This is a genomic window from Pseudomonas sp. SCT, assembly GCF_003864275.1.
GTDB lineage: Bacteria > Pseudomonadota > Gammaproteobacteria > Pseudomonadales > Pseudomonadaceae > Stutzerimonas > Stutzerimonas stutzeri_AE.
Genome location: NZ_BDJA01000003.1, coordinates 525,910 through 550,235, shown reverse-complemented (window position 1 = coordinate 550,235; position 24,326 = coordinate 525,910). Strand labels below are relative to the sequence as shown.

Sequence of the window (24,326 nt, the reverse complement as noted above, 5' to 3'; positions counted from 1 at the left end):
TTTCAGGTTCCGGTGCGCATGTCCGTCGGCGCTTCGGCTGGCGGCATATCGTCCAGTTCGCTTTCGTCCGCCGGTTCCTGGCTAGTCGCGTCTTCCGGTGTGTCGGGCATCAGTTCCATCACCGTCGGGCTGGTACGCAGGATCGGTGTGAAATGTCCGTGCGGTTCGGTGACCAGGTCGAATACCTTGCGCGGCCGGTAGAAGGCATAGAACGCCAGCACGCCGAGGCCTGTCGCGAAGAACAGCGGCAGTGCAATCGGGCCGAACAGATGCATCAGGCCGCCAGCGGCCACCGGGCCCAGCGCCGCGCCGAATCCGTTGGCCAGCAGCAGGCCACTGGAGCCGGAGAGAATCTCGTCAGGATTCAGCTGATCGACCATCTGCGCCACCGCGATGGAATAGATGGAAAAAGCCAGGCCACCCCAGACGAACATCAGTCCCAGCAGCAGCGAGCCGGCCAGCAGCGGCGCCACGGCAAGCGCCAGTACCGCGGCCAAGGCGACGACCCAGAGCAGTACGGTGCGCCGCTCATGTTTGTCGGAGAACAGCCCGATCGGCCATTGCAGCACCGCGCCGCCGAGAATGGTGATACTCATCAGCAAGCCGACGCCGGCGGCGTCGAAACCGATTTCGCTGGCATACACCGGGGCCAGGCCCCAGAAGCCGCCAAGAACGAAACCCGATATGCCGGCCGCCATCAGCGGCAGCGGGGCGATGCGCGCGAGCTGCAGCAGGTCGGTGGGCGGAATGTCTGGCAGCGACGGCTGCGGCTGGCGGGTCAAGGTGATCGGCATCATGGCGCTGCCGATGAGAATGGTCGCCAGGGCGAACAGGGTGAATTCCATCGGACTGTCGAGACCCAGCAGCTGCTGCGCTGCCGCCAGCGCACCGAGGTTGACCGCCATGTACACCGCAAACACCTGGCCGCGCTTCTCGCCGCTGACCTGAGCGTTGAGCCAGCTCTCGATGACCATGTACAGGGTCACCAAGGCGACCCCGTAGATCACCCGCAGAACGAGCCAGACCCAGGGATTGACGATCATGACGTGCAGCAGCACGGCGGTGGCGGCCACCGAGGCGTAGAAGGAAAACGTACGGATATGGCCGATGCGGCGAATCAGCGATGGCGCCAGCCAAGTGCCGATCAGGAACCCGGCGAAGTAGCCGGACATCAGCAGGCCGACCATCCCGGTCGAGTAGCCTTCGGCGACGCCACGCAGCGTCAGCAGCGTATTGAGCAGACCGTGGCCGAGCAGCAGCAACGCCACGCCAGCAAGCAGGGAACTGATGGGAGCGATCAAGGATTTCATCGGCAACACCCTAAGTAACGAAACTACCAATTACAAGTTGCGGTACGCCTGTGCGGTGGCGCGCCGTGATGCGACCTGCTGGTCGAATATGGCCATGACCTGTCGGGCAGGCGTGGAGATCGGCGTGCTGAACGCTTGGGCAGCAGGCATCGTTCAGGATTCCCGCTCCAATGGGTTCGGCAGCGGTTCAGCGTGACGTACAGCCTGGTTCAGCATCCGCACCGCTTCGGCTATGGCTTGCCGATCCAGCACGCCGTCCAGCGAGGCGGCGGCTTGTTCGAGGATCGCTTGCGCATGGCGCAGGATCACCCGTTCGTGCTCGATGCCCGGGGCGCTGAAGAGCAGGTTCTTGCAGGCCTGCAGCAACGTCAGCAGAACCTGCAGGTCATTCTGGCCGTAGCTGCGCAGCGAGCCGAAGGCCAGCAGGAGCATCCGATGCAGGTCGAGCTCGCGCAGGAATATCCGCGGGGCGCCTTCTTCGGGAGCCACGTCATGGTCCGGCAGCTTCATGCGTTCGGCGAACAGCACGCCCATCATGTCGATCGCCTTGATCGCCGTACCCGGATCGTTGATGCCGGGGCTCAACGCCCGCACGGCGATCTCGACGATCTGTTTGAAGCCGAAGAAGAAATGCCGGTGCGCGTACTCCTCGACATAGAAGTCGAAGCAGTCGAGCAATTGCGTTATGCAGCGTTCGTCGAGCTTGCGGTTCAGGCGTATCAGCGGGTGCCCGGGCATGACGAAAAAGCCGTAGTGCACCTGTACGGTCATGCAGGCGTCCTGCTCATCGAGCAACGCCTGGGCGGCGGATAGGTTCAAGGCTTTGAAATAGCCGGAGCGCCGCGCGGGGATGGTCTGCCAGCCGTCGTCATCCGGCCAGCTTGCCATGCTGCGACGCTCCAGCCGCTCATGGCGTTGTTGCAGCTGATCGTAGGTCTGCTTGTAGACACGGTTGAGGATGAAATCGACCTGGATCGACAGCGAAATCGAGCGGATGAAGTAGACGAACAGGCACAGGCAGATCACGCCTAGCCCCAGCGCCAGGAAGATGCCCAGGCTCGGCACGTTGATGTTGTCGCCTTCCTGAATGGTCGAGATCAGCATCAACGAGCTGATGATGGTGCCGAGATACACACCCAGCACGACCTGATGGCTGCGACTGCTGATCAGTCCCGGGATCACCCGTGGCGAGAGCGAGGACGCGGCCGAGTTGAGGACCACCATGACCATCGAGAAGCTGAACACCATCAGCGAGATGATGCCTGCCACCAGGGTGCCGAGGATCAGACGGGCATTGTCGGCGTTTTTCACCAGGCCCAGATCGAGGTCTTCCTTGTAAGGCTGTAGCCAGGTCATCTCCAGCACGATGGAGACGACGCACAGGCTGGCGAGGCCGACCGCGATCAGTGTCGGGTAGAAGGCGATGCTGCCGGTGACGCGGTGATACAGGCGAAACAGCCTGTTGGTGGCTGCGGACATTGGGGCTCCCTGCGATGGTCCGCCGAAGCGGGGCTACCCGCCTTTCGGCAGCATCCGGGGCGTAACGTTCGCTCAGCCCTTGTCGTCGGGGACCAGGGTCGCGATCAGCGCACGCACGCTACCGGGCAGCGCGTCCAGTTCTCGGACCAGAATGCTGCGTTCGCGCACTGCCCAGGGTTCGTCCAGTTCCACCAGCGCCAGCTGCATGGTGCGGCTGTGTCGGCGCGCCGCGGACTCGGGAATGATGCCGATGCCCACGCCGGCCTCGATCATCCGGCACACCGCCTCGAAGCTGGAAACCTGGATGCGCAGGGAGAGCTGGCCACCCAATTTTTCTATCTGGTCGCGCAGGAAGGTCAGCAGCGTGCTGCCTTCGTGCAGGCCGATGTGCTGATAGGCCAGGGTCTGGCGCAGCGTGACCTTTCGCTCGCCCGCCAGCGGATGGCCGACCGGCACCGCCAGCAGCAGGCGGTCGGTGCTGAAGTGCAGCACCTGCAGACCTTCGGCCTGCACCGGGCCGGCGATGATGCCCATGTCGGTGCTGCCGTCGAGCACACCGCGCACGATGTCGCGGCTCAGTCGTTCCTGCAGGTCAACGGTCACGCCAGGGCGCTCGGCGAGAAAACCGGCCAGCACTTCCGGCAGGAATTCAGTCACGGCCGTGGTGTTGGCGAAGATGCGGATATGTCCGGCCGAATCGGTGCCGTATTCGGTGAACTCGCTTTTCAGGTAATCGACCTGGCGCATGATCAGCCGCGCGTGCTGCAGCAGCTTGTGCCCGGCCGGCGTCAACTCGACACCGCGGCTGTCGCGGTAGAGCAGGCGGCTGTCGAGCTGGCTTTCCAGCGCCTTGATGCGTGCGCTGGCCGCCGCTGGCGACAGGTGCGCGCGACGTGCACCCTGGGTCAGGCTGGGGGATTCGGCGATATGAATGAACAGGCGCAGGTCGGCCAGATCGAAATGCATGCTTGCTACCGGTACTTGGGACGGCGTTCAGCTTAGCCGAACGCCGGTGTCGGTAAATACAAATTCACGGAACGCCGCCTTCGTTGCATTCTCCAGTGAAACAAAGACAACGACCGGAAGCCGCAATGACCGATATCTCTGCCTGGATTGGCCGCAGCGAAGAAGTCCACGACCAGCTCAGCCGCAACCTGCTGATGCGCATCGCCGCCACCTTCGGCGAAACCACTCCTGCTCATGGCGAAGCCTTGCCGCCGTTGTGGCAGTGGTGCTTCTTCCAGGAGCCCATCGCCGAAAGCGGGCTGGGTGAAGATGGTCACCCGGCGCGCGGTGGCTTCCTGCCGCCGGCGGACAACCGTAACCGCATGTGGGCCGGCGGCCGGGTCGAGTTCATTCGTCCGTTGGAAGCCGGTGGCGAGGCGCGGCGCGTATCGACCATCAAGCACATCGAGGAAAAGCACGGCCGCAGCGGCGCGCTGCTGTTCGTCACCGTGCAGCACGATTACCTGCAGGACGGCCGCCTGGCCATCCGCGAGGAACAGGACATCGTCTACCGCGAGCCGAGCCCGCCGAAGACCAGCAGTGGCGAACCCATGGTCGCCGGTGGCTGGCGCGAGGCGGTGACGCCGACGCCGACGCTGCTGTTCCGTTATTCGGCGGTCACCTTCAACGGCCATCGCATCCATTACGACTGGCCCTACGTCACCGAGACCGAAGGCTATGCCGGCCTGGTCGTTCACGGCCCGCTGATCGCAACCTTGAACCTGCGCGCCTTCTGCCGCGCCAATCCTGACGCCCGCCTGCGCCGCTTCGCCTATCGCGGCCTGCGCCCGCTGATCGCGCCGCAGCCATTCGAAGTCGGCGGTCGCATCGTCGCGCCAGGCAAGGCCGAACTCTGGGCCGGCGACCACAACGGCCTGGCGCAGAAAGCCGAAGCGGAATTCGACTGAACCGTAGGGTGGATAACGGCGCAGCCTTATCCACCGCTGAGGCCATGCGCGCCCAACGAACAAGCGAGAAACCGAGATGAACCCGAACAAGACCGAAGAACTGAATTTCATCCGCGAAGGTGTGCGCGCCCTCTGTGCCGAATTTCCCGCCGAGTACTGGCGCAGGATCGATGAGGAGAAGGGCTTCCCCGAGGCCTTCGTCACCGCCATGACCGAGGCCGGCTGGCTCTCGGCGATGATCCCGGAAGAATACGGCGGCTCGGGCCTGGGCCTGGCCGAGGCCTCGGTGATCCTCGAGGAGGTCAACCGTTGCGGCGGCAACTCCGGGACTATTCATGGGCAGATGTACAACATGTTCACCCTGCTCAGAAACGGCAGCGAGGAGCAGAAACGCTACTACCTGCCGAAACTGGCCAGCGGTGAGCTGCGCCTGCAGTCCATGGGCGTCACCGAGCCGACCACCGGCACCGACACCACTAAGATCAAGACCACTGCTGTGCGCCGGGGCGACAAGTACGTCATCAACGGGCAGAAGGTGTGGATCTCGCGCATCCAGCATTCCGACCTGATGATCCTGCTGGCACGCACCACGCCGCTGGCCGAGGTGCAGCGCAAGTCCGAAGGCATGTCGATCTTTCTCGTCGACCTGCGCGAGGCCATCGGCAACGGCCTGACCGTGCAGCCGATCGCCAACATGGTCAACCACGAGACCAACGAGCTGTTCTTCGACAACCTGGAGATTCCCGCCAGTAGCCTGATTGGCGAGGAGGGCAAGGGTTTCCGCTACATCCTCGACGGTCTGAATGCCGAGCGCACGCTGATCGCCGCCGAGTGCATCGGCGATGGCCGCTGGTTTGTCGAGAAGTCCGCCGCCTATGCCCGCGACCGCGTGGTGTTTGGCCGGCCCATCGGGCAGAACCAGGGCGTGCAGTTCCCGATCGCCGAAGCGCATATCGAGATCGAGGCCGCGGACCTGATGCGCTGGCGCGCCTGCGAGGAATACGACAGCGGCCGCAACGCCGGGGCGGCGGCGAACATGGCCAAGTACCTGGCGGCCAAGGCCAGCTGGGAGGCCGCCAACGCCTGCCTGCAGACCCACGGTGGTTTCGGCTTTGCCAACGAATACGACGTGGAGCGCAAGTTTCGCGAAACCCGGCTGTACCAGGTGGCGCCGATCTCCACCAACCTGATCCTGTCGTACGTGGCCGAGCATTTGCTCGAGCTGCCGCGCTCGTTCTAACGGCGCCAAACGTAGGGTGGAAAACGGCGAAGCCTTTTCCACGCGTATCGAACAGGCGACACAGGTGGTGGAAATGCTTCGCGATTTCCACCCTACGAAAGAGGGAAGTGCATCATGAATATCAGCCATCTCGACCACCTGGTGCTGACCGTCGCCGACCTCGAGGCCACGATCGACTTCTACACCCGCGTGCTCGGCATGCAGGCGGTGACCTTCGGCGAAGGGCGCAAGGCGCTGACCTTCGGCAACCAGAAGATCAACCTGCACCAGGCCGGGCGTGAATTCGAGCCCAAGGCCGAGCGGCCGACGCCCGGTTCGGCGGACCTCTGCTTTATCGTCGCCACACCGCTGGCCGAGGTGATCGCCCATCTCCAGGCGCAGCAGGTCGCCATCGTCGAAGGACCGGTGCAGCGCACCGGCGCGATCGGACCGATCCGCTCGGTGTACCTGCGCGACCCCGACCAGAACCTCATCGAACTGTCCAATCCGTTAGAGCATCCGCTGGAGCCCAACGCATGAGCCAGCACACCCGTGCCCTGACCGAATTTCTTTCCGGGCTCGCCTACGAGCAGATCCCCGAGCCGGTGCTTGCCCGTACCGAAGACCTCTTTCTCGACTGGCTCGGCTCGGCGCTGGCCAGCGCCGGCTCGCATCCGATTCCGCTGTTCGAGCGTTACGCGCAGAAGATGGGCCCGGCCGACGGGCCGGCGCGCATTCTGGTCAACGGCCGCAGCAGCAGCGCCTATTTCGCCGCGCTGGTGAACGCTGCCAGCTCGCATCTGGTCGAGCAGGACGACCTGCACAACTGCTCCGTGCTGCACCCGGCCACCGTGGTGTTTCCCGCTGCGCTGGCAGCGGCGCAGGATCTCGGCAAGACCGGCCGTGAGCTGCTGGTGGCCTCGGTGGCCGGCTACGAGGCGGGCATCCGCATCGGCGAGTTCCTCGGCCGCTCGCATTACCGCATCTTCCACACCACCGCGACGGTCGGCACGCTGGCCGCAGCGGTGGCAGTCGGCAAGCTGATGGATTTCGACCAGCAGCAGTTCACCCATCTGCTCGGCAGCGCCGGTACGCAAGCGGCGGGGCTGTGGGAATTCCTCCGCGATGCGGCGGATTCCAAGCAGCTGCACACCGCCAAGGCGGCGGCTGATGGCCTGCTCGCTGCGTACCTCACGGCCGATGGCCTGACCGGCGCGCAGAACATCCTCGAAGGCGAGCAGGGCATGGCCGCAGGCATGTCGAAGGACGCCAATCCGAGTGCGCTGTCAGATCGCCTCGGCAGCCGCTGGGCGCTGGCGGAAACCTCGTTCAAGTTCCACGCCTCGTGCCGGCACACCCATCCGGCGGCCGATGCGCTGCTGGCGCTGATGCAGCGCGAGGGATTGCAGGCGGACGAGATCGCCTCGGTCACCACCCGCGTACACCAGGGCGCGATCGACGTGCTCGGCCGCGTGACGGTGCCGCAGACGGTGCATCAGGCGAAGTTCTCCATGGGCACCGTGCTGGGGCTGATCGCCCTGTACGGCAAGGCCGGCCTGACCGAATTCCACAGCCATGCGCTCAGCGACTCGCGCGTCGGCGAGTTCCGCGCGAAGGTCTCGATGACCCTCGATCCCGAGGTGGACGACGCCTACCCGGCACGCTGGCTCGGTCGCGTCGAAGTGATCACCGCCGATGGCCGCACGCTGCACGGCGCCATCGACGAGCCGAAGGGCGACCCGGGCAACACGCTGAGCCGCGTCGAGCTGGAGGACAAATTCCGCCGCCTGGTGCAGTTCTCCGCGGCGCGCAGCGATGACGAGGCGGGCCTGCTGATCGATACGGTCTGGCGCCTGCGCGAGCTGCAGCGGCTGGACGCATTGGCCTGAAACTGAATCGTAGGGTGGGTGACGGCGAAGCCTCATCCACCAAAGTGGCGCCAGAGTCGCAGGGCATGAACACACGCGTGGAAAAGGCGTTGCCGTTTTCCACCCATCGCCGAATTTGCAGGAACCGAACATGAACGACAGCCAAGTCAAACCCCGCCCACTCGATGGCATCACCGTGGTCAGCCTCGAGCACGCCATCGCCGCGCCGTTCTGCACGCGCCAGCTGGCCGACCTCGGCGCTCGGGTGATCAAGATCGAGCGGCCCGGTGCCGGGGATTTCGCCCGCGGCTACGACGAGCGGGTCGACGGCCTGGCCTCGCATTTCGTCTGGACCAACCGCTCGAAGGAAAGCCTGAGCCTGGACGTGAAACAGGACGCCGCTGCCCAGGTGCTCGACCAGCTGTTGGCCAAGGCTGACGTGCTGGTGCAGAACCTGGCACCGGGCGCCGCCGCGCGCATGGGGCTCTCCTTCGAGGCGCTGCACGAGCGCTTTCCGCGACTGATCGTCTGCGATATCTCCGGCTACGGCGAGGGCGGCCCCTACGAACATAAGAAGGCCTATGACCTGCTGATCCAGAGCGAGGGCGGCTTTCTCTCCGTCACCGGCGGGCCGGGCGAGACCGAGATGGCCAAGGCCGGCTGCTCCATCGCCGATATCGCCGCGGGCATGTACGCCTATGCCGGCGTGCTTTCGGCGCTGATGCTGCGCGACAAGACGGGCGAGGGCAGCCGTGTCGACGTTTCCATGCTCGAAAGTCTGGTCGAGTGGATGGGCTACCCGCTGTACTACGCCTACAACGGCGCGACGCCGCCGCCGCGTGCTGGCGCCGCGCACGCCACCATCTACCCCTACGGCCCATTCCCCACCGGCGACGGCGGCACGGTGATGCTCGGGCTGCAGAACGAGCGCGAGTGGCTGCTGTTCTGCGAGAAGGTCCTGCTGCAGCCGGCATTGGCCAGCGATGATCGTTTTTCCAGCAACTCGCAGCGCTCGGACAATCGCGAGGCATTGCGCGCGATCATCGTCGACGCGTTCGGCAAGCTGAGTGCCGACGAAGTGATTGCGCGGCTCGACGCCGCGCCCATCGCCAATGCGCACGTCAACGACATGGCCGGCGTCTGGGCGCATCCGCAGCTCAAGGCCCGCCAGCGCTGGAGCGAGGTGGAAAGTCCATCCGGCCGCCTGCCGGCGCTGCTGCCGCCGGGGCGCAACAGCGCCTTTGCCCCGCGCATGGACCCGATCCCCGCGCTGGGCCAGCACACCGATAGCCTGCTGACCGAACTGGGCTATGCCCCCGGCGACATTCAGCGCTTGCACGAGCAGGGCGCGGTATGAGCGCGCCGAGGAGCCAGCCCATGAACTCATCGATCATTCGTAGCGCGCTGTTCGTCCCGGCGACCCGCCCGGAGCGCATCCCCAAGGCGCTGGCGAGCGGCGCCGACGCGGTCATCGTCGACCTGGAAGATGCCGTTGCCGAGAATCTGAAAAGCGAGGCACGGTCCAATCTCGACGCGTTTCTTACGGCCAACCCGGAGGCGAGCGTCCTGGTGCGCATCAACGCGCCAACCCACGCCGAGCAGGCCGCGGACCTGGCGCTTTGTGCCCGTCATGCCGGCGTTGCCGGCGTGCTGCTGCCGAAGGTCGAAAGCGCGGTGCAGGTTGCGCTGGCGGCCAGCTGCGGCAAGCCGGTCTGGCCAATCGTCGAAAGCGCCCGCGGGCTGGCCAATCTGGCGGAAATTGCCCATGCCCAGGGTGTCGAGCGGCTGTCCTTCGGCGCGCTGGACCTGGGCCTCGATCTCGGCCTGGCCAATGGCACCGCCGGCGCCGAGCGCATGCTCGACCAGGCACGCTATGCGCTGCTGCTGCAGTCGCGATTGGCCGGGCTGGCAGCACCGCTGGACAGCGTCTTCCCCGACATCAAGAACCTCGAAGGCCTCGCCCGTGCCGCTGCCGATGCGCGTGACATGGGCTTTGGCGGCCTGCTGTGCATCCACCCGAGCCAGGTGGCTGTGGTGCACGAAACCCTGATGCCCAGTGCCGCGGAACTGGACTGGGCGCAACGCATCCTCGCCGCCGGAGCCTCCGGCGATGGGGTTTTCGTGGTGGACGGACAGATGGTCGATGCCCCCGTCATCGGCCGTGCCCGTCGCCTGCTGCAACGTGCCGGACAAGCGGTGCCCTGACCGCAACGCTTGCCTGCGAAACGTACCAACCGACAAAAACAAGAGGGTACTTCCATGCTGAGTAACAAGCTCAAGGCAGTCGCCTGCGCGCTTTCTTTCACCGTCGCCGGGCTGGTGCATGCCGCCGACCCCGTGACCATCAAGTTCGCCCATGTGGTGGCGGACAACACACCGAAGGGGCAGGGCGCCCTGCTGTTCAAGAAGTTCGCCGAGGAACGCCTGCCGGGCAAGGTGAAGGTCGAGGTCTACCCGAACTCCTCGCTGTTCGGCGACGGCAAGGAAATGGAGGCCCTGCTGCTCGGTGACGTGCACATGCTGGCGCCCTCGCTGGCCAAGTTCGAGCATTACGCCAAGGCCATTCAGATCTATGACCTGCCGTTCCTGTTCGATGACCTGGCGGCTGCCGATCGTTTCCAGAGCGGCCCGCAGGGCAAGGCGCTGCTGCGCGCGATGGAGGACAAGAACATCACCGGCCTGGCCTACTGGCACAACGGAATGAAGCAACTTTCGGCGAACAAGCCGCTGCGCGAGCCGAAGGATGCGCGTGGGCTGAAGTTCCGCGTACAGGCCTCAGCAGTGCTCGACGAGCAGTTCAAGGCAGTGCGCGCCAACCCGCGCAAGATGAGCTTTGCCGAGGTTTACCAGGGCCTGCAGACCGGTGTGGTCAATGGCACCGAGAACACCTGGTCGAACTATGAAAGCCAGAAGGTGCACGAGGTCCAGCCTTACATGACCGCCTCCGACCACGGCCTGATCGACTACATGGTGATCACCAACACCAAGTTCTGGAACGGCCTGCCGGAAGACGTGCGCGGCGAGCTGGAAACGATCATGGAAGAGGTCACCGCCGAGGTGAACCGCCAGGCCGACGACCTCAACCAGCAGGCGCGCCAGGCCATCGCCGCCTCCGGCAAGACCGAAATCATCGAACTGACCCCCGAGCAGCGCGCGATGTGGCGCGAGGCGATGAAACCGGTGTGGAAGAAGTTCGAGAACGAGATTGGCGCCGAGCTGATCGAGGCGGCACAAGCCGCCAACCGCTCCTGACACCAAGCCAGCCGCCTGGGGGGCGCAGTGTGAACTCGCCCAGGTTCCTCTCGCAATCGACAATGCGACGCCCGTGCAGATGAGACGGGCCTGCTTTTTTTACCCAGACGAACGCTTATGCTGGCCGCTCGACCAACGTAAGGAGACGCCGGCATGAGTCGCTATGCCTTTGTCAGCACGCCGGTGCTGGATATCGCTTATCTCGAATGGAATCCCCGCGGCCAACAGGTGGCTGTGCTCGTGCATGGCTGGCCGGACTGTGCGGAGAGCTGGACCCAGGTCGCCGAGCGCCTGGCCGCAGCAGGCTATCGCGTGCTCTGCCCGACGCTGCGCGGCTTCGGCCAGACACGCTTCACTGATCCGCTGACCCCACGCAGCGGCCAGCTGGCCGCATTGGGCCGCGATCTGCTGGATTTCATCGACGCATTGCGCCTCGACCAGCCGGTGCTGGTCGGCCACGACTGGGGCGCGCGGGCGGTGGCCAATGCCTGCGGGCTGCGCCATCACGCCGCCGCACGGCTGGTAATGCTCGCGGTGGGCTACGGCACCAACGACCCGAACCAGCACATCTCGCTCAGCCAGGCGCGCAACTACTGGTACCACTGGTACATGGCCACCCCGCGCGGCGAGCAGACGGTAGTTGAGGATCGCGCGGCCTTCACGCGGCTGCTGTGGGATACCTGGTCACCGGCCGGCTGGTACGCCGAGGCGGATTTCATCCGGGCGCTGGAGGCGTTCGACAACTCGGACTGGGCTGCCGTGGTACTGCACTCCTACCGCCACCGCTGGGGCTTCGTCGACGGCGATCCTGCCTATGCATCGGACGAGGCGCTGCTGCAACCGGCCCCGGTGCTCGCCGTGCCGACGCTGGTGCTGCACGGCGAGGCCGATACCTGCAACGCACCGGAAACCTCGGCCGGGCGTGAGGCCTTGTTCAGCGGCCCTTACCACCGACAGCTATTGCCAGGCGTCGGCCATTTCCCCCAGCGCGAGGCACCGCAGGCGGTGGCCGACGCGATTCTGCAGTTCTGTCAGGGGGACTGAGCCCGTTGTTACATGCTGCGGGCGGCGAGACCTAACCGTTTCTCTCGCCTGCAGTGGTTGGTTTTTCTAGGGCTCTGCTAGGCCTGGCGCTTGTGCTTGCCAGTTTTTTGCGGCTCTACACGGCATGCAATCTCGAAGGCTTATCGACACGGCAAGGGTAGAGCGTGCTGAGGGGGCGCAGGCGGGCGAAATCTGATGGCGCCATTTTCATGCGTCTCGGGGCTGGAGTATAAATTAAATTCACAGCGTCTTTGGGGCGGCTGAGCTAGAGGCTTGGATTGGAGAGAAGGGCGAACGGAACGTATACCACAAGTTTGCTCAGTGTCTTATATATAGTTAGGCAACAAAGTGAGGCGTCTGTGAAGCCTGAAGTTTTCTACAAGTACACTAATCCTTCCACAGCCGAAATTATTCTCGGGAGTGGTAGGCTTCGCTGGTCGAGCCCGTCCATCTTCAACGATCTGGCAGAATTCCAACGCATGCCTCGCTTCGGGCCGACTGTCAGTGACTCTCATAAACTCTTTTCACAGGCATTAATTGATATTGCCGGCGGAAGGAGAACTGCAGACTTGGCACGCTTAGCACCAACTACATGGATGCTTCTTAACTACATCCAGCAGTCGCTAATGGACGGAGTCTCAGAAGAAGCGCTGCTGGAGCTTCTCGGAAACTTCGCGAACCCGCAAGCGGACGAAAAAATTGAACAAGCGCTGCGAGAACATTTTGATTCACTAGACATTCGGACTGCACGAGTCCTGTGCCTTACTGCGACGTCGCACAATGATGTCATGTGGGGCACGTACGCAGAGAATCATTCTGGCTGCGCTTTTGGTTTCTCGGCCGCATTACCGGAAAGTCCATTTCATGAAGCCAAGCCCGTTATCTATACCGAAAAGAGGGCAGTCGCCGGAACAGGGCTAGACTTTCTGCTGTATGGAAATACACAAAGTTTACGACAAAAGGCATTGGAGGCAGTCTGCTATACCAAAAAGACGGTTTGGTCCTATGAGCAAGAATGGAGATTAATAACCTGGCGACCCAATGAGATCGATGTCTTACATGGCGACTATATATTTTATCCGGAAGAGTTGAATTCAATTATTTTCGGCGCGCGAGCTAAACCAGATTTTGTCGAAAGCATATGCGCGATTGCAGAACAAAAGTATCCAATGGCGAATATTCTAAAAATTACTCATGACAAGGGGGGCATTGAGCGCAGTCAGCTTTGCCTAACTGGTCAGTAAAAGTAAGCGCTAATTTAATCGTGCCGGCATTTTCATAGCCCTCGCTGGTTCCTCCGCCCACCATTGCCGCGTGCCTCATTCATTATTTTAGAGACGAAATCATGAAATCAAAAATATTTAAATTTTTGCAATTTCTTATAGGTATTTGTGCAATCGGAGCTATCGTCTATGGTTTATGGCTTCTTATTAAAGAGTTTTTAAGTGCGCTCGCCGCCGCCAGTCCAGAAATAACAGCCGCCATAATTGGTGCTATGGCGACCATTCTAGTTGGCATATCAGCCCTTTTAATAAGCCAGGCGCATGAGCGCAAGCGCGCTGCAGATGAAGCTCATAGACTTAAGAAGATCGAAATATATCAAGGCTTTGTCGATATAATCAGCAGAATGATGGGTGCGTCGAATAAAAATCTTTCGCTAAAAGAGGTTGATCCCCAAGAGTTAGTGTGCTTCGCATTCAAGTTCAAATCCGACATATTGCTTTGGGGGTCGCCGAAAGTAATTAAAGCACAAATATATTTTGAAACCGTTTCAGGGAGTGGTGACACAAAGAATCTATTTCGCGCAGTTAATTCTCTGTACTTGGCCATACGAGAAGACATCGGTCTTAGCAACTCAGGGCTTACCAGTCTTGAGCTGGTTAAGCTATCTTTAAATCCCGAGGCGCGAAAAGAGATAGAGCAATAACTAGGGGTGTTATTTTTTGTTCCGGACTTCAAGATGATATTTGTTATTTCAGCCCTCTACTTAGGGATAATGCAGGGGGCAAAGCGTGCAAGCGATATCAACGGTCACGGTTGTTATCGGCCTTGTCCCGCAGCTAGCCCCGTCTGTTCCGGCAGTTTCGCTTCTCACCACAACCACCAAAAACTCACTTCATTATCTACCCCGCCGTCGGGCGGGTTTTGTGCTGCGCCAGCCGCCGCCTAACCGCCGCTCATTGCGCCACACCTTCCAGCAGATGCTTCGGACAGGGTCAAACGCCAGCTTCCTCCATCCACTTCGGTTTCGGGTAACGACGATCGGCCTTGCCGGCCTTTAGTACCGCGCCCGGCACGTCGTGGCCGACCAGTTGGGGCAGGTCGGCGGCGCATTGCAGCAGACGGTCGAGATCGACGCCGGTGTTCAGGCCCATGCGCTGGAACATATGCACGAGATCCTCCGTGCAGATATTGCCGCTGGCGCCAGGGGCGTAAGGGCAACCGCCGAGTCCGCCGAGCGAGGCATCGAAGCGGTCGATGCCGGCGTTCAGCGCTGCCAGCGCGTTGGCCAGGCCCATGCCGCGGGTGTTGTGGAAGTGTGCGGTGAATACTGCCTGCGGCCAGCTGTTCAGCACTTCGCGGCAGATGCGCTCGACCTGCGCCGGGTCGGCCATGCCGGTGGTGTCGCAGAGGGTGATGCCCTGCACGCCGATCTCCAGCAGGCGTTGCACCAGCTCATAGATGCGCCGCTCGGGCACGTCGCCCTCGAAGGGGCAGCCGAAGGTGGTCGATAGCGAGGCGTTGATGAACACGCCACTGCCGCGAGTGACTTCGATGATTTCGCGGAACTGCACCAGCGACTGCTCAGGCGTCATGCGCAGGTTGGCCAGGCCGTGGGTATCGCTGGCCGACATCACCAGGTTGATCTCGTCCACCTCGCAGGCCAGCGCGCGCTCGCAGCCCTTCACGTTGGGCACCAGCACGGTGTACTCGACGCCCTCCGCACGGCGGATGCCGCGCATCACGTCCTCGGCGTCGCGCAGGTTGGGGATGGCCTTGGGCGAGGTGAAGGAGGTGACCTCGATCTTCGCCAGCCCGGTTTGCGAGAGGCGGTCGATCAGGGCGATCTTGGCTTCGGTCGGCACGAAGTTCGCTTCGATCTGGAAGCCGTCGCGGGTCGCGACTTCCTGGATATACAGGCGTTTGCTCATGGGAGTCCTGTCGGTTGTGCCTGGGCGTAGGGTGGACGACGCTTTACCCGTCCCCCGTCGTGGCTTGCTGGCTGGTGGACAAGCTTCGCGTTGTCCACCCTACGTAGAGCTGTAGTTCGTAGGGTGGATGACGCTCCACCCATCCACCGTTTCGGGAATGTCGCGGTGGATGAAAAAGGCGTCATCCACCCTACGTGGCGTTCAGATGATCCCGCGTTCGCGCAGGCCCTGGCGTTGTTCATCGGTGAGGCCGAGGCCGGCCAGCACATCGTCGGTGTGCTCGCCCAGTTGCGGGCCGCCTTCGCCGATGCGCCCTGGCGTGCGCGACAGCTTGGGCAGCACGCCCGGCACCTTGAGCGGGCCGGCAAAGGTCTGCACCTGCTCGATCATCTGCCGCGCCAGGTAGTGCGGGTCCTTGACGATATCGGCGGCGGTGTACGGGTAGCCGGCCGGCACGCGGGCACCCTTGAGTGCTTCGATCACCTCGTCGCGGCTGTGCTGGATGGTCCATTCGCCGATGGCGGCATCGATCAGCTCGGCGTGCTGGGCGCGGCCGTCGTTGTGGGCGAAGCGCGGGTCATCGGCGAGGTCCTGGCGGCCCATCAGGTTCATCAGGCGCTTGTAGATGCTGTCGCCATTGCCGGCGATCAGCACGTAGGCGCCGTCGCTGCACAAATAGGAATTGGACGGGGTGATGCCGGGCAGGGCGCTGCCAGCCGGCTCGCGTACGTAGCCGAAGGCGTCGTATTCGGGCACGAGGCTTTCCATCATGGCGAACACCGACTCGTACAGCGCCACGTCGATCTCCTGGCCCTGGCCGCTGCGGTTGCGTTCCTGCAGGGCGAGCAATACGCCGATCACCCCATACAGCGAAGACAGCGAATCGCCGATGCTGACGCCGACCCGCACCGGCGGCTGGCCGGGATAGCCGGAGAGGTGGCGCAGGCCGCCCATAGCTTCGCCGATCACGCCGAAGCCCGGCAGGTCGCGATAGGGGCCCGTCTGCCCGTAGCCGGAAATGCGCAGCATGATCAGCCGCGGGTTCAGCTTCGACAGCTCATCCCAGCCCAGGCCCCATTCTTCCAGTGTGCCGGGGCGGAAGTTCTCCACCAGAATGTCGGCTTCGGCAACCAGCTGACGGACGATCGCTTGGCCTTCCGCGGCCTTGAGATCCAGTGTCACCGAGCGCTTATTGCGCGACTGTACGTGCCACCAGAGCGAGGTGCCGTCCTTGAGCTTGCGCCACTTGCGCAACGGGTCGCCGACCTTGGGCGGCTCGATCTTGATCACGTCGGCGCCGAATTCGCCGAGCAGCTTGCTGGCGAAAGGGCCGGCGATCAGCTGGCCCATCTCGATCACCTTGAGGCCCTGCAGCGGCAGGTTCTTGTCTGTCTGTTCGCTCATCACGACACCTGTGCCGGTTGATTCATGGTGCCGAGCATGACCGACGCATCGGCAGCGGACAATTGGCCGTTGGCCAAGTGAGGTTTCGCGCTTCACGAAGGCTAAGACGAAAGGAGCTTTGAAAAGCTCGGGCTGAGCGGCGCATGCTTCGTCTACCGCGAATACGGGAATCCACTATGCGCCGCATTGATTTCGTCACCCTTCGGCTGTTCGTCGCCATCGCCGAGACCCGCAGTCTGACCCGCGCCGCCGAGCGCGAGCATCTGGCGCTGGCGGCGGTGAGCAAGCGCGTCAGCGATCTGGAAGGGCAGCTCGGCGTCAGCCTGCTCTATCGCCAGCCCAAGGGCGTCGAGCTGACGCCGGCGGGGCACGCACTGCTGCACCACGCGCGCAACCTGCTGGATAACCTGCAACAGCTGGACGCCGATCTCAGCGAATTCAGCCAGGGCGTAAAGGGCCATGTGCGCATCCACGCCAATACCTCGGCGGTGATCGAATTCCTGCCCGAGGACCTGAGTACTTTCACCCGCCAGCACCCGGAGGTGAAGATCGACCTGGAGGAGCGCGTCAGCAGCGACACCCTGCGTGCGCTGCGCGAAGGGCTGACCGATATCGGCATCTTTGCCGGGCACATGCCGGCCGAGGACCTGCAGGTGTTTCCCTACCGCGAGGATCGGCTGGTGCTGGTAACGCCGCGCGAGCATGTGCTGGCCGGCCGCGAATGCATTGCACTGCGCGAGGCGGCAGGCTTCGATTTCATTGGCCTGCAGCAGGACGCCTCGCTGCACGCCTTGCTGCAGCAGTCGGCACAGCAGATGGGCACGCCGCTGCGCCTGCGCATCCAGGTACGCAGCTTCGAGGCGATCTGCCGGATGATCCACACCGGCATGGGCATCGGCGTACTGCCCGAGCAGGTGGTGCGCAACTACCTGCCGGCGCTGGACGTGGCCATGGTGCCGTTGACCGATGCGTGGGCGCGGCGCGAGCTGAAGCTCGGCGTGCGCAATCTGGAAAGCCTGTCGGTGACTGCGAGGCAGATGCTCGAGCACCTCACCGCTCGCGAAGGCAATGGCTGAAGAAGCGCGGCGGGCCTCGTGATTGCGCTGCTGCCTTCGCCAAGCACGAAGTCTTGCTTGGCCAAATAGCAATTCAGCGCGCGGGGGCGGCGGGGTAGAGTCGGGCCAGCGATATGGCTCACACAACTACAAAACGGAGCTCACCCCATGGCACGACTTTCCCGTGGCATTCTGCTCGCCGCTTCGGCGCTGTTTACCGTACTTGGCGCCCAGGCCGATCCGATTCTGATCAAGTTCTCCCATATCACCGCCGACAGCACGCCGAAGGGCCAGGGCGCGCTGATGTTCAAGAAGCTCGTCGAGGAGCGCCTGCCCGGCCAGGTAGAAGTGCAGGTGTTCGCCAACTCCTCGCTGTACGGCGATGGTAAGGAGATGGAAGCGCTGCTGATGAACGAGGTGCAGCTGCTGGCGCCGGCACCGTCGAAGCTCGAGCAGTACACCAAGCAGCTGCAGCTGTTCGACCTGATGTTCCTGTTCGACGACATGCCTGCCGCGCAGCGCTTCCAGCAGTCGGACAAGGGCCGAGCCATGCTCAAGTCGATGGAGGACAAGGGCATCACCGGCCTGGCCTACTGGCTCAACGGCATGCGCCACTTCACCGCCAACAAGCCGCTGCGCGAGCCGGCCGACGCCCGCGGGCTGAAATTCCGCGTACAGCCCTCGGACCTGCAGGCCGCCCAGTACACCGCGCTGCGGGCGGTGCCGCGCAAGATGGCCTTCGCCGAGATCTACCAGGGCCTGCAGACCGGCGTAGTCAATGCCCAGGACAATCCCTGGTCGAACATCTACAGCCAGAAGTACCACGAGGTGCAGAAGTACATCACCGAATCCGGGCACGGCATCGGCAACTACCTGCTGATCACCAATACCAAGTTCTGGAACGGCCTGCCGGCGGAGGTGCGCGGCGAGCTGGAGACGATCATCGATGAGGTCACCGCAGAGGTGAACCGCCAGGCCGAAGCGCTGAACGAGAAGGCCAAGCAGGGCGTGATCGATTCGGGCAAGAGCGAGATCCTGGTGCTCACCGACGAGCAACGTGCCAGGTGGCGCGAGGCGGTGCAGCCAGCGTGGAAGAAGTTCGAAGCCGATATCGGCAAGGAGCTGATCGAGGCGGCCCAGGCAGCCAACGACGCGTCCTGAGGCAAGCCCGCCAATGGTCTGTTAGACCAATGTGCAGTTTCCGCCACGGCGCTGGCTGCACAGAATGGCGGCGTCTATCTGCGTGATCGGACAAGTGTGTATTCCAACCGGATGGTTGAACGAGCGGCCCTAGAGGCCGCTTTTTTTTGCTCGTGATTCAGCGAGGCAGCGGATCGGCAAGCGTGGCAGGGCCAGGCCGGTGTGTTCGAAGCGCAGCACCAGGATGAACGCATGTATTGCGCGAATTAGTTTCGGCTAGAAGGTGATGCACCAGGGGCGCTGCGGTTGGCGAGATAGTGGATTGCGTGGCACGGGCACGATGGCGCCCGGCGATGGCTGTTACGAATTGAGACAGCCGCCGTGGGCAAATGGCCGCGAATCAGTGTCTATGCTTGGAAGGTGGTCGCCAGTGGTGGCCACTGCGGTATTGGCATCGGCTGAAGCAGACGTCTGACAGGCGCGTGGTTGGCGATCCGCACGGGAAACGTGGATCGATCGGGTGGTAAGGGTTCGCCTGCGAGACAAGGCTGCGAGCGGAAAATAACCAGACAACCCGAGGTGACTGCCATGTGCGCTGCGTCCGTGTATCCCGTGTCCCCTGAGGCTGCAAAGCATTCCCTGACCGACGAGGCCGCATATCGGGCCATGTATCAGCAGTCGGTGATCAACCCTGAAGGATTCTGGCGCGAGCAGGCGGCACGGCTGAACTGGATACGGCCCTTCACGGAGGTCAAACGCACCTCGTTCGATGACCATCACGTCGACATCAAGTGGTTTGCCGACGGCACGCTGAACGTCTCGGCCAACTGTCTGGACAGGCACCTCGCGGAACGCGGCGATCAGGTGGCGATTATCTGGGAGGGTGATGAGCCGTCCGAGCACCGTGAAATCACCTATCGCGAGCTGTATCAGGAGGTCTGCAAGTTCGCCAACGCGCTGCGTGGCCAGGACGTACATCGCGGCGACGTGGTGACCATCTACATGCCGATGATCCCGGAAGCCGCGGTGGCGATGCTGGCCTGCGCGCGCATCGGTGCGATCCATTCGGTGGTATTCGGTGGTTTCTCGCCCGAGGCTCTAGCCGGGCGCATCATCGATGGTCAGTCGAAGGTGGTGATCACCGCGGACGAAGGCATTCGTGGCGGCAAGCCGATCCCCCTAAAGGAGAACGTCGACGAGGCGCTGACCCACCCGCAGACGCGTTGTGTGCAGAAGATTATCGTCGTGCGCCGCACCGGTGCCGACATCCGCTGGCACCCGCACCGCGACGTCTGCTATGACGACCTGATGCGCGTGGCTGGCGAGGTTTGCGCGCCGAAGGAAATGGGCGCCGAGGAGCCGCTCTTCATCCTCTACACCTCCGGCTCAACCGGCAAACCAAAGGGCGTGTTGCACACCTGTGGCGGTTATCTGCTGTATGCCGCGCTGACCCACGAGCGAGTATTCGATTACCGCCCCGGCGATATTTATTGGTGCACCGCCGATATCGGCTGGATCACCGGGCACAGCTATCTGATCTACGGACCATTGGCCAATGGTGCGACCACCTTGATGTACGAGGGTGTGCCGAACCATCCGGACGTCACCCGCATCGCCAGGATCATCGACAAGCACAAGGTGAATATTCTCTACACAGCACCGACGGCGATCCGCGCGATGATGGCTGAAGGTGCGGCGGCCATGGAGGGTGCCGATGGCTCCAGCCTGCGCCTGCTTGGCACGGTGGGCGAGCCGATCAATCCCGAGGCGTGGCACTGGTACTACGAGACGGTCGGTCGATCGCGCTGCCCGATCGTCGATACCTGGTGGCAGACCGAGACCGGCGGCATCCTGATCAGCCCGTTGCCGGGGGCGACCGCGCTCAAGCCCGGTTCGGCGACGCGCCCGCTGTTCGGTGTGGTGCCGGGGCTGGTCGACAACCTGGGCAACCTGCTGGAGGGCCCGGCAGAGGGCAATCTGGTGATTCTTGATTCCTGGCCAGGGCAGATGCGCACCATCTACCGCGATCACGATCGCTTCGTCGACACCTACTTCAAGACCTTTCGTGGCATGTACTTCACCGGTGACGGCGCGCGGCGTGATGAGGATGGCTATTACTGGATTACCGGGCGGGTAGACGATGTGCTCAACGTTTCCGGGCACCGCATGGGCACCGCCGAGATCGAGAGCGCCATGGTTGCCCATGCCAAGGTGGCCGAGGCCGCCGCGGTGGGTGTGCCGCACGCGCTCAAGGGTCAGGCGATCTACGTTTACGTGACCCTGGTCGCCGGAGTGGAGCCGAGCGACACGCTGCGCCAGGAGCTGCAGCAGTGGGTGCGGCACGAGATCGGTCCGATCGCGGTGCCGGACACGATCCAGTGGGCGCCCGGACTGCCGAAGACGCGCTCGGGCAAGATCATGCGTCGCCTGCTGCGCAAGATCGCCACGGACGACTATGACGCGCTGGGTGACACCTCGACCCTGGCCGATCCGGGCGTGGTGGATCAGCTGATCGAGGCCCATGAAGCGGTGAAGCAGCGCTGAAATCGAGGGCGGCCGGCGAGGGCGGCCAAAGGGCCGCCACAGCTTTGGGCGCATCCAGTGCGACCCATGCCAGGCGGCAATGGTTTGGCTCTAGGGCTACCAGGCTCCCGCAACCTGACCGGGCCGCCGTGCCAGCCTCATTCGCGGACCAGGCCGTTCCCCACAATCAACCGGGCAAAACGCTTAGACGCCGGCAGGTGGGCTTTTCAGGTCATCGTTGCCGGTGACCGTGGTGCCGTTGGTGGCGGCCGCCGCATTGGCCCGCAACTGCTCCTCGTTCGCGGCGTACCGCTCGAAGGGCATCTGGTGCGAGCGCCCTTCGGCCATGCCGGCCTGTTCATTGACTTCATTGAACACCCGCTTGGCTTCGCAATGACCGGTCACGCCGCGGGCTACGGCCATGCCACCGATGCCCAGCTGCAGCAGGCCGCCGAGGCCACCGCGGCGCAAGCCCTTGGCAAGAAAATAGAGGCCGCCGGCCAGGGACATCGCGCGTTCCCAGCCGTGGACATTCTGTTCGAGGTGCTTGGAAGAGTTGTTCATGGGTGGCTCCGACGAAGACATTCTTAATGAATGACTGTCGCCGGAGCCGGCTGTTCGGCACCGCAGGTCGGCGGGTATGAGGCCGATCAGGCCATGCCGAACACCTTGAGCACGAAGGCGTACTCCAATGCCACGTCCTTGAGCGCCTGGTAGCGACCGCTCATGCCACCGTGTCCGGCGCCGAATTCGGTCTTGAGCAGCAGCAGATTGTCGTCGGTACGGGTAGCGCGCAGCTTGGCGACCCATTTGGCCGCTTCCCAGTACTGCACACGACTGTCGTTGTAGCCGGCCACTGCGAGCAGCGCAGGGTAGGCCTGGGCGCGGACGTTCTCGTACGGCGCGTAGGCGCGGATGCGTTCGTGCACTTCGGGCTGGTTCGGGTCGCCCCACTCGTCGTATTCGGTCACCGTCAGCGGCAGGTCGGCGTTGAGCATGGTGTTAAGCACATCGACGAAGGGCACCTCGGCGATCGCCGCACCAAACAGCTCTGGGCGCATGTTCAGCACCGCGCCGATCAGCAGACCGCCGGCGCTGCCACCGCTGATGGCCAGGCGCGCTGAGGTGGTGTAGCCGTCGGCCAGCAGCTGCTCGGCACAGGCGATGAAGTCGCTGAAGGTGTTCGGCTTATGTTCCAGCTTGCCGGCGCGATACCAGGCTTCGCCGAGATCGCCGCCGCCGCGCACATGGGCGATGGCGAAGACAAAACCGCGGTCGAGCAGCGACAGGCGCGCATGGGAGAACCACGGATCGAGGCTGTGGCCGTAGGCGCCGTAACCGTAAAGATAAAGCGGTGCCGGCTTGCCAAAGCTGTCACGCCGGCCGACCAGGCTGATGGGGATCTGCGTGCCGTCCTGCGCGGTGGCCCAGATGCGGCGACTTTCATAGGCGTCCGCATCGAAGGGGCCTTCCACCGGGGTTTCCTTGAGCACTTCCTGCGCACCGTCGGCCAGCGTCAGCTGACGGATTTGTGCCGGGCGGTTGAGCGCTTCATAGCGCAGGCGGATCACCGTGCTGGTGAACTCCAGCGAATTCTGTACGTGCAGACTGTAGGCCGCATCAGGCAGCTGCAGTCGATAGGGCTGCACGCCCTGTGGCCGCACCTCGATCACCGGCAGGCCGCTTTCGCGCAGGGTCAGGGTGATCGCCTCGGCGTTCAGGCTGACCTCTTCCAGCATTACCGCTTCGTCATGCGGGACCAGCTCCTGCCAGTGCTCGCGGCCCGGCTGGGCCTCGCTGGCGTGATAGAGGGCGAAATTGATGCCCGCCTGGTTGCTGCGGATCAGCCAGCTCCATTGGCCTTCGTGGAGGCCATGATCGGGAAAGTACTCGTGGTCTTCCTGGCGTGGCGCCAAGCACGTCCATTGACCTTCCGGCTCGTCTGCCGAGAGCACCCAGGCTTCGCTGGTGGTCTTGCTGTGGGAGAGGATGACCAGCTGGCGCTCGGAGCTGGCGCGGTAGCAGTGCACGAAGAAGCGTCCATCCGGATCGTGGTAAACCTCGCTGCTGCCGGTTTCTCCGAGGCGATGGCGGTGGATCTTGTGCGGGCGGTGGGTGTCGTCCAGTTCACCGTAGAACAGCGTCTGGCTGTCGTTGGCCCAGGTCATGCTGCCGTCGCAGTCATCGAAGGGCAGGGCGGTCACGTCGCCACTGGCCAGGTCCTTGACGAACAGGCGGTAGATCTCATCGCCTTCGCGGTCCAGGCTGTAGGCGAGCTTGCTGTGATCCTGACTGACGCTGAACGCGCCCAGGGAGAGAAAGCCGCCTTCGGCCAGCTCGTTAGGGTCGAGCAGCAGTTGTTCGGCGTTCTCATCTACGGTGAGCGAACCATCGAGCGGGCGCGGGCAGCGATAGTGCCGCGGGTACTCGTCGCCAGCGGTGGTGCGCTGGTAATACAGCCATGGTCCCCAAGGCGACGGCAGGGAAAGGTCGGTTTCGCGGATGCGACCCTTGATTTCCTGGAATAACGTCTCGCGCAGTGCGGCCTGGTCGGCGAGCTGTTCCTCGAGGTAGGCATTCTCTGCCTTGAGGTACGCCAGCACATCATCGGCGTCGCGATTCTCCAGCCAGCGATAGGGATCGGTGCCGGTGTCGGCGCGGGCGATGGGGGCGTTGGACATGCAGTAACTCCGGATTCGTTTCGCGGCCTGGGAGGGCCGGTGGTGGCATAGAGCGAGATGCGCCAGTGTACCTGCTCGGCTAGGTCTAGGATTGACTCGGTGGGTACGGTGCGGTTTCAGCCGTTCGGTCAGCCCGAGGTGGCGATCATCGATGTAGTGAATGCGCCAGGATGGCTGCGGTCGATGATGACCCGGCGGTCGTGAAATGTTCGCTTGCAGGCGGCTTTCGGTTAGGCAAACCAGCTGATTGACAATGCGGAGCTTTTCCCCGAAGGTGTGCCGACCC

Annotated in this window: 21 protein-coding genes; 14 read left to right on the top strand and 7 right to left on the bottom strand. The window is 63.3% G+C overall.

Translation table 11 applies throughout. From position 1 onward, the window contains the following. Positions 1-2 precede the first annotated feature (2 nt). Complete coding sequence (locus BHD08_RS11050; protein ID WP_015277443.1) at positions 3-1,310, bottom strand: MFS transporter; 1,308 nt, start codon at positions 1,308-1,310, stop codon at positions 3-5. Here BHD08_RS11050 and BHD08_RS11045 point away from each other — a divergent pair. Continuing rightward, a complete protein-coding gene (locus tag BHD08_RS11045) occupies positions 1,288-1,506 on the top strand; it encodes a hypothetical protein (RefSeq protein WP_125022197.1) in 219 nt (72 codons plus the stop codon). The genes BHD08_RS11050 and BHD08_RS11045 overlap by 23 nt on opposite strands. On the opposite strand, the gene BHD08_RS11040 is transcribed toward BHD08_RS11045, so the two are convergent. Beyond that, positions 1,464-2,789, bottom strand: a complete 1,326-nt coding sequence (locus tag BHD08_RS11040) for a DUF2254 domain-containing protein (RefSeq protein WP_125022195.1) — start codon at positions 2,787-2,789, stop codon at positions 1,464-1,466. The genes BHD08_RS11045 and BHD08_RS11040 overlap by 43 nt on opposite strands. A 72-nt stretch (positions 2,790-2,861) precedes the next feature. Next, on the bottom strand, positions 2,862-3,755 hold the full coding sequence (locus BHD08_RS11035; RefSeq protein ID WP_125022193.1) for a LysR family transcriptional regulator: 894 nt from the start codon (positions 3,753-3,755) through the stop codon (positions 2,862-2,864). A 125-nt stretch (positions 3,756-3,880) separates the two neighbouring features. Between BHD08_RS11035 and BHD08_RS11030 the strand changes: the two genes are divergently transcribed. The 10 genes from BHD08_RS11030 to BHD08_RS10985 all read left to right on the top strand — a co-directional run bounded on the left by BHD08_RS11030 (position 3,881) and on the right by BHD08_RS10985 (position 14,012). Continuing rightward, positions 3,881-4,702, top strand: coding sequence for a MaoC family dehydratase N-terminal domain-containing protein (locus BHD08_RS11030; RefSeq protein WP_125022191.1), 822 nt, complete (start codon positions 3,881-3,883; stop codon positions 4,700-4,702). Positions 4,703-4,778: 76 nt separating this feature from the next. After that, positions 4,779-5,942: an acyl-CoA dehydrogenase family protein gene (locus BHD08_RS11025; RefSeq protein ID WP_125022189.1), complete on the top strand. Its 1,164-nt coding sequence runs from the start codon at positions 4,779-4,781 to the stop codon at positions 5,940-5,942. 114 nt (positions 5,943-6,056) lie between these two features. Beyond that, positions 6,057-6,461 carry a VOC family protein gene (locus BHD08_RS11020; protein WP_125022187.1) on the top strand — a complete coding sequence of 135 codons (405 nt, stop codon included), beginning with the start codon at positions 6,057-6,059 and terminating at the stop codon, positions 6,459-6,461. Further along, complete coding sequence (locus BHD08_RS11015; protein ID WP_125022185.1) at positions 6,458-7,810, top strand: MmgE/PrpD family protein; 1,353 nt, start codon at positions 6,458-6,460, stop codon at positions 7,808-7,810. The genes BHD08_RS11020 and BHD08_RS11015 overlap by 4 nt, the downstream gene beginning before the upstream one ends. Positions 7,811-7,940: 130 nt before the next feature. Beyond that, entirely contained in the window at positions 7,941-9,146 is a 1,206-nt protein-coding gene (locus tag BHD08_RS11010; protein WP_125022184.1) for a CaiB/BaiF CoA-transferase family protein, read from the top strand. A 20-nt stretch (positions 9,147-9,166) separates the two neighbouring features. Next, entirely contained in the window at positions 9,167-9,994 is an 828-nt protein-coding gene (locus BHD08_RS11005; protein ID WP_125022181.1) for a CoA ester lyase, read from the top strand. 54 nt (positions 9,995-10,048) lie between these two features. Next, the gene (locus BHD08_RS11000; protein WP_125022179.1) at positions 10,049-11,041 is read left to right on the top strand and encodes a TRAP transporter substrate-binding protein; all 993 of its coding nucleotides are present in this window, start codon (positions 10,049-10,051) and stop codon (positions 11,039-11,041) included. A gap of 153 nt (positions 11,042-11,194) precedes the next feature. Further along, the gene (locus tag BHD08_RS10995; RefSeq protein ID WP_125022177.1) at positions 11,195-12,085 is read left to right on the top strand and encodes an alpha/beta fold hydrolase; all 891 of its coding nucleotides are present in this window, start codon (positions 11,195-11,197) and stop codon (positions 12,083-12,085) included. 359 nt (positions 12,086-12,444) lie between these two features. After that, positions 12,445-13,329, top strand: coding sequence for a DUF2971 domain-containing protein (locus tag BHD08_RS10990; protein ID WP_125022175.1), 885 nt, complete (start codon positions 12,445-12,447; stop codon positions 13,327-13,329). A 101-nt stretch (positions 13,330-13,430) separates the two neighbouring features. Continuing rightward, the gene (locus tag BHD08_RS10985) at positions 13,431-14,012 is read left to right on the top strand and encodes a hypothetical protein (protein ID WP_122099893.1); all 582 of its coding nucleotides are present in this window, start codon (positions 13,431-13,433) and stop codon (positions 14,010-14,012) included. Between the two features lie 289 nt (positions 14,013-14,301). Here the strand turns inward: BHD08_RS10985 and BHD08_RS10980 are convergent, their stop codons facing one another. Next, positions 14,302-15,237 (bottom strand): hydroxymethylglutaryl-CoA lyase, encoded by a 936-nt coding sequence (locus tag BHD08_RS10980; RefSeq protein ID WP_122099894.1) that lies wholly within the window; start codon positions 15,235-15,237, stop codon positions 14,302-14,304. 201 nt (positions 15,238-15,438) lie between these two features. Next, a complete protein-coding gene (locus tag BHD08_RS10975) occupies positions 15,439-16,641 on the bottom strand; it encodes a CaiB/BaiF CoA-transferase family protein (RefSeq protein ID WP_125022173.1) in 1,203 nt (400 codons plus the stop codon). 176 nt (positions 16,642-16,817) lie between these two features. Between BHD08_RS10975 and BHD08_RS10970 the strand changes: the two genes are divergently transcribed. The 3 genes from BHD08_RS10970 (at position 16,818) to acs (ending at position 21,380) form a co-directional block, all read left to right on the top strand. Beyond that, on the top strand, positions 16,818-17,717 hold the full coding sequence (locus BHD08_RS10970; protein ID WP_125022171.1) for a LysR family transcriptional regulator: 900 nt from the start codon (positions 16,818-16,820) through the stop codon (positions 17,715-17,717). A gap of 147 nt (positions 17,718-17,864) precedes the next feature. Continuing rightward, positions 17,865-18,857: a TRAP transporter substrate-binding protein gene (locus BHD08_RS10965; protein ID WP_125022169.1), complete on the top strand. Its 993-nt coding sequence runs from the start codon at positions 17,865-17,867 to the stop codon at positions 18,855-18,857. A 567-nt stretch (positions 18,858-19,424) separates the two neighbouring features. Further along, the gene (gene acs / locus BHD08_RS10960) at positions 19,425-21,380 is read left to right on the top strand and encodes an acetate--CoA ligase (RefSeq protein ID WP_125022167.1); all 1,956 of its coding nucleotides are present in this window, start codon (positions 19,425-19,427) and stop codon (positions 21,378-21,380) included. Positions 21,381-21,563: 183 nt separating this feature from the next. On the opposite strand, the gene BHD08_RS10955 is transcribed toward acs, so the two are convergent. After that, entirely contained in the window at positions 21,564-21,923 is a 360-nt protein-coding gene (locus BHD08_RS10955) for a YgaP-like transmembrane domain (RefSeq protein WP_015277427.1), read from the bottom strand. An 86-nt stretch (positions 21,924-22,009) separates the two neighbouring features. After that, complete coding sequence (locus BHD08_RS10950) at positions 22,010-24,040, bottom strand: S9 family peptidase (RefSeq protein WP_125022165.1); 2,031 nt, start codon at positions 24,038-24,040, stop codon at positions 22,010-22,012. Positions 24,041-24,326: the final 286 nt, after the last annotated feature.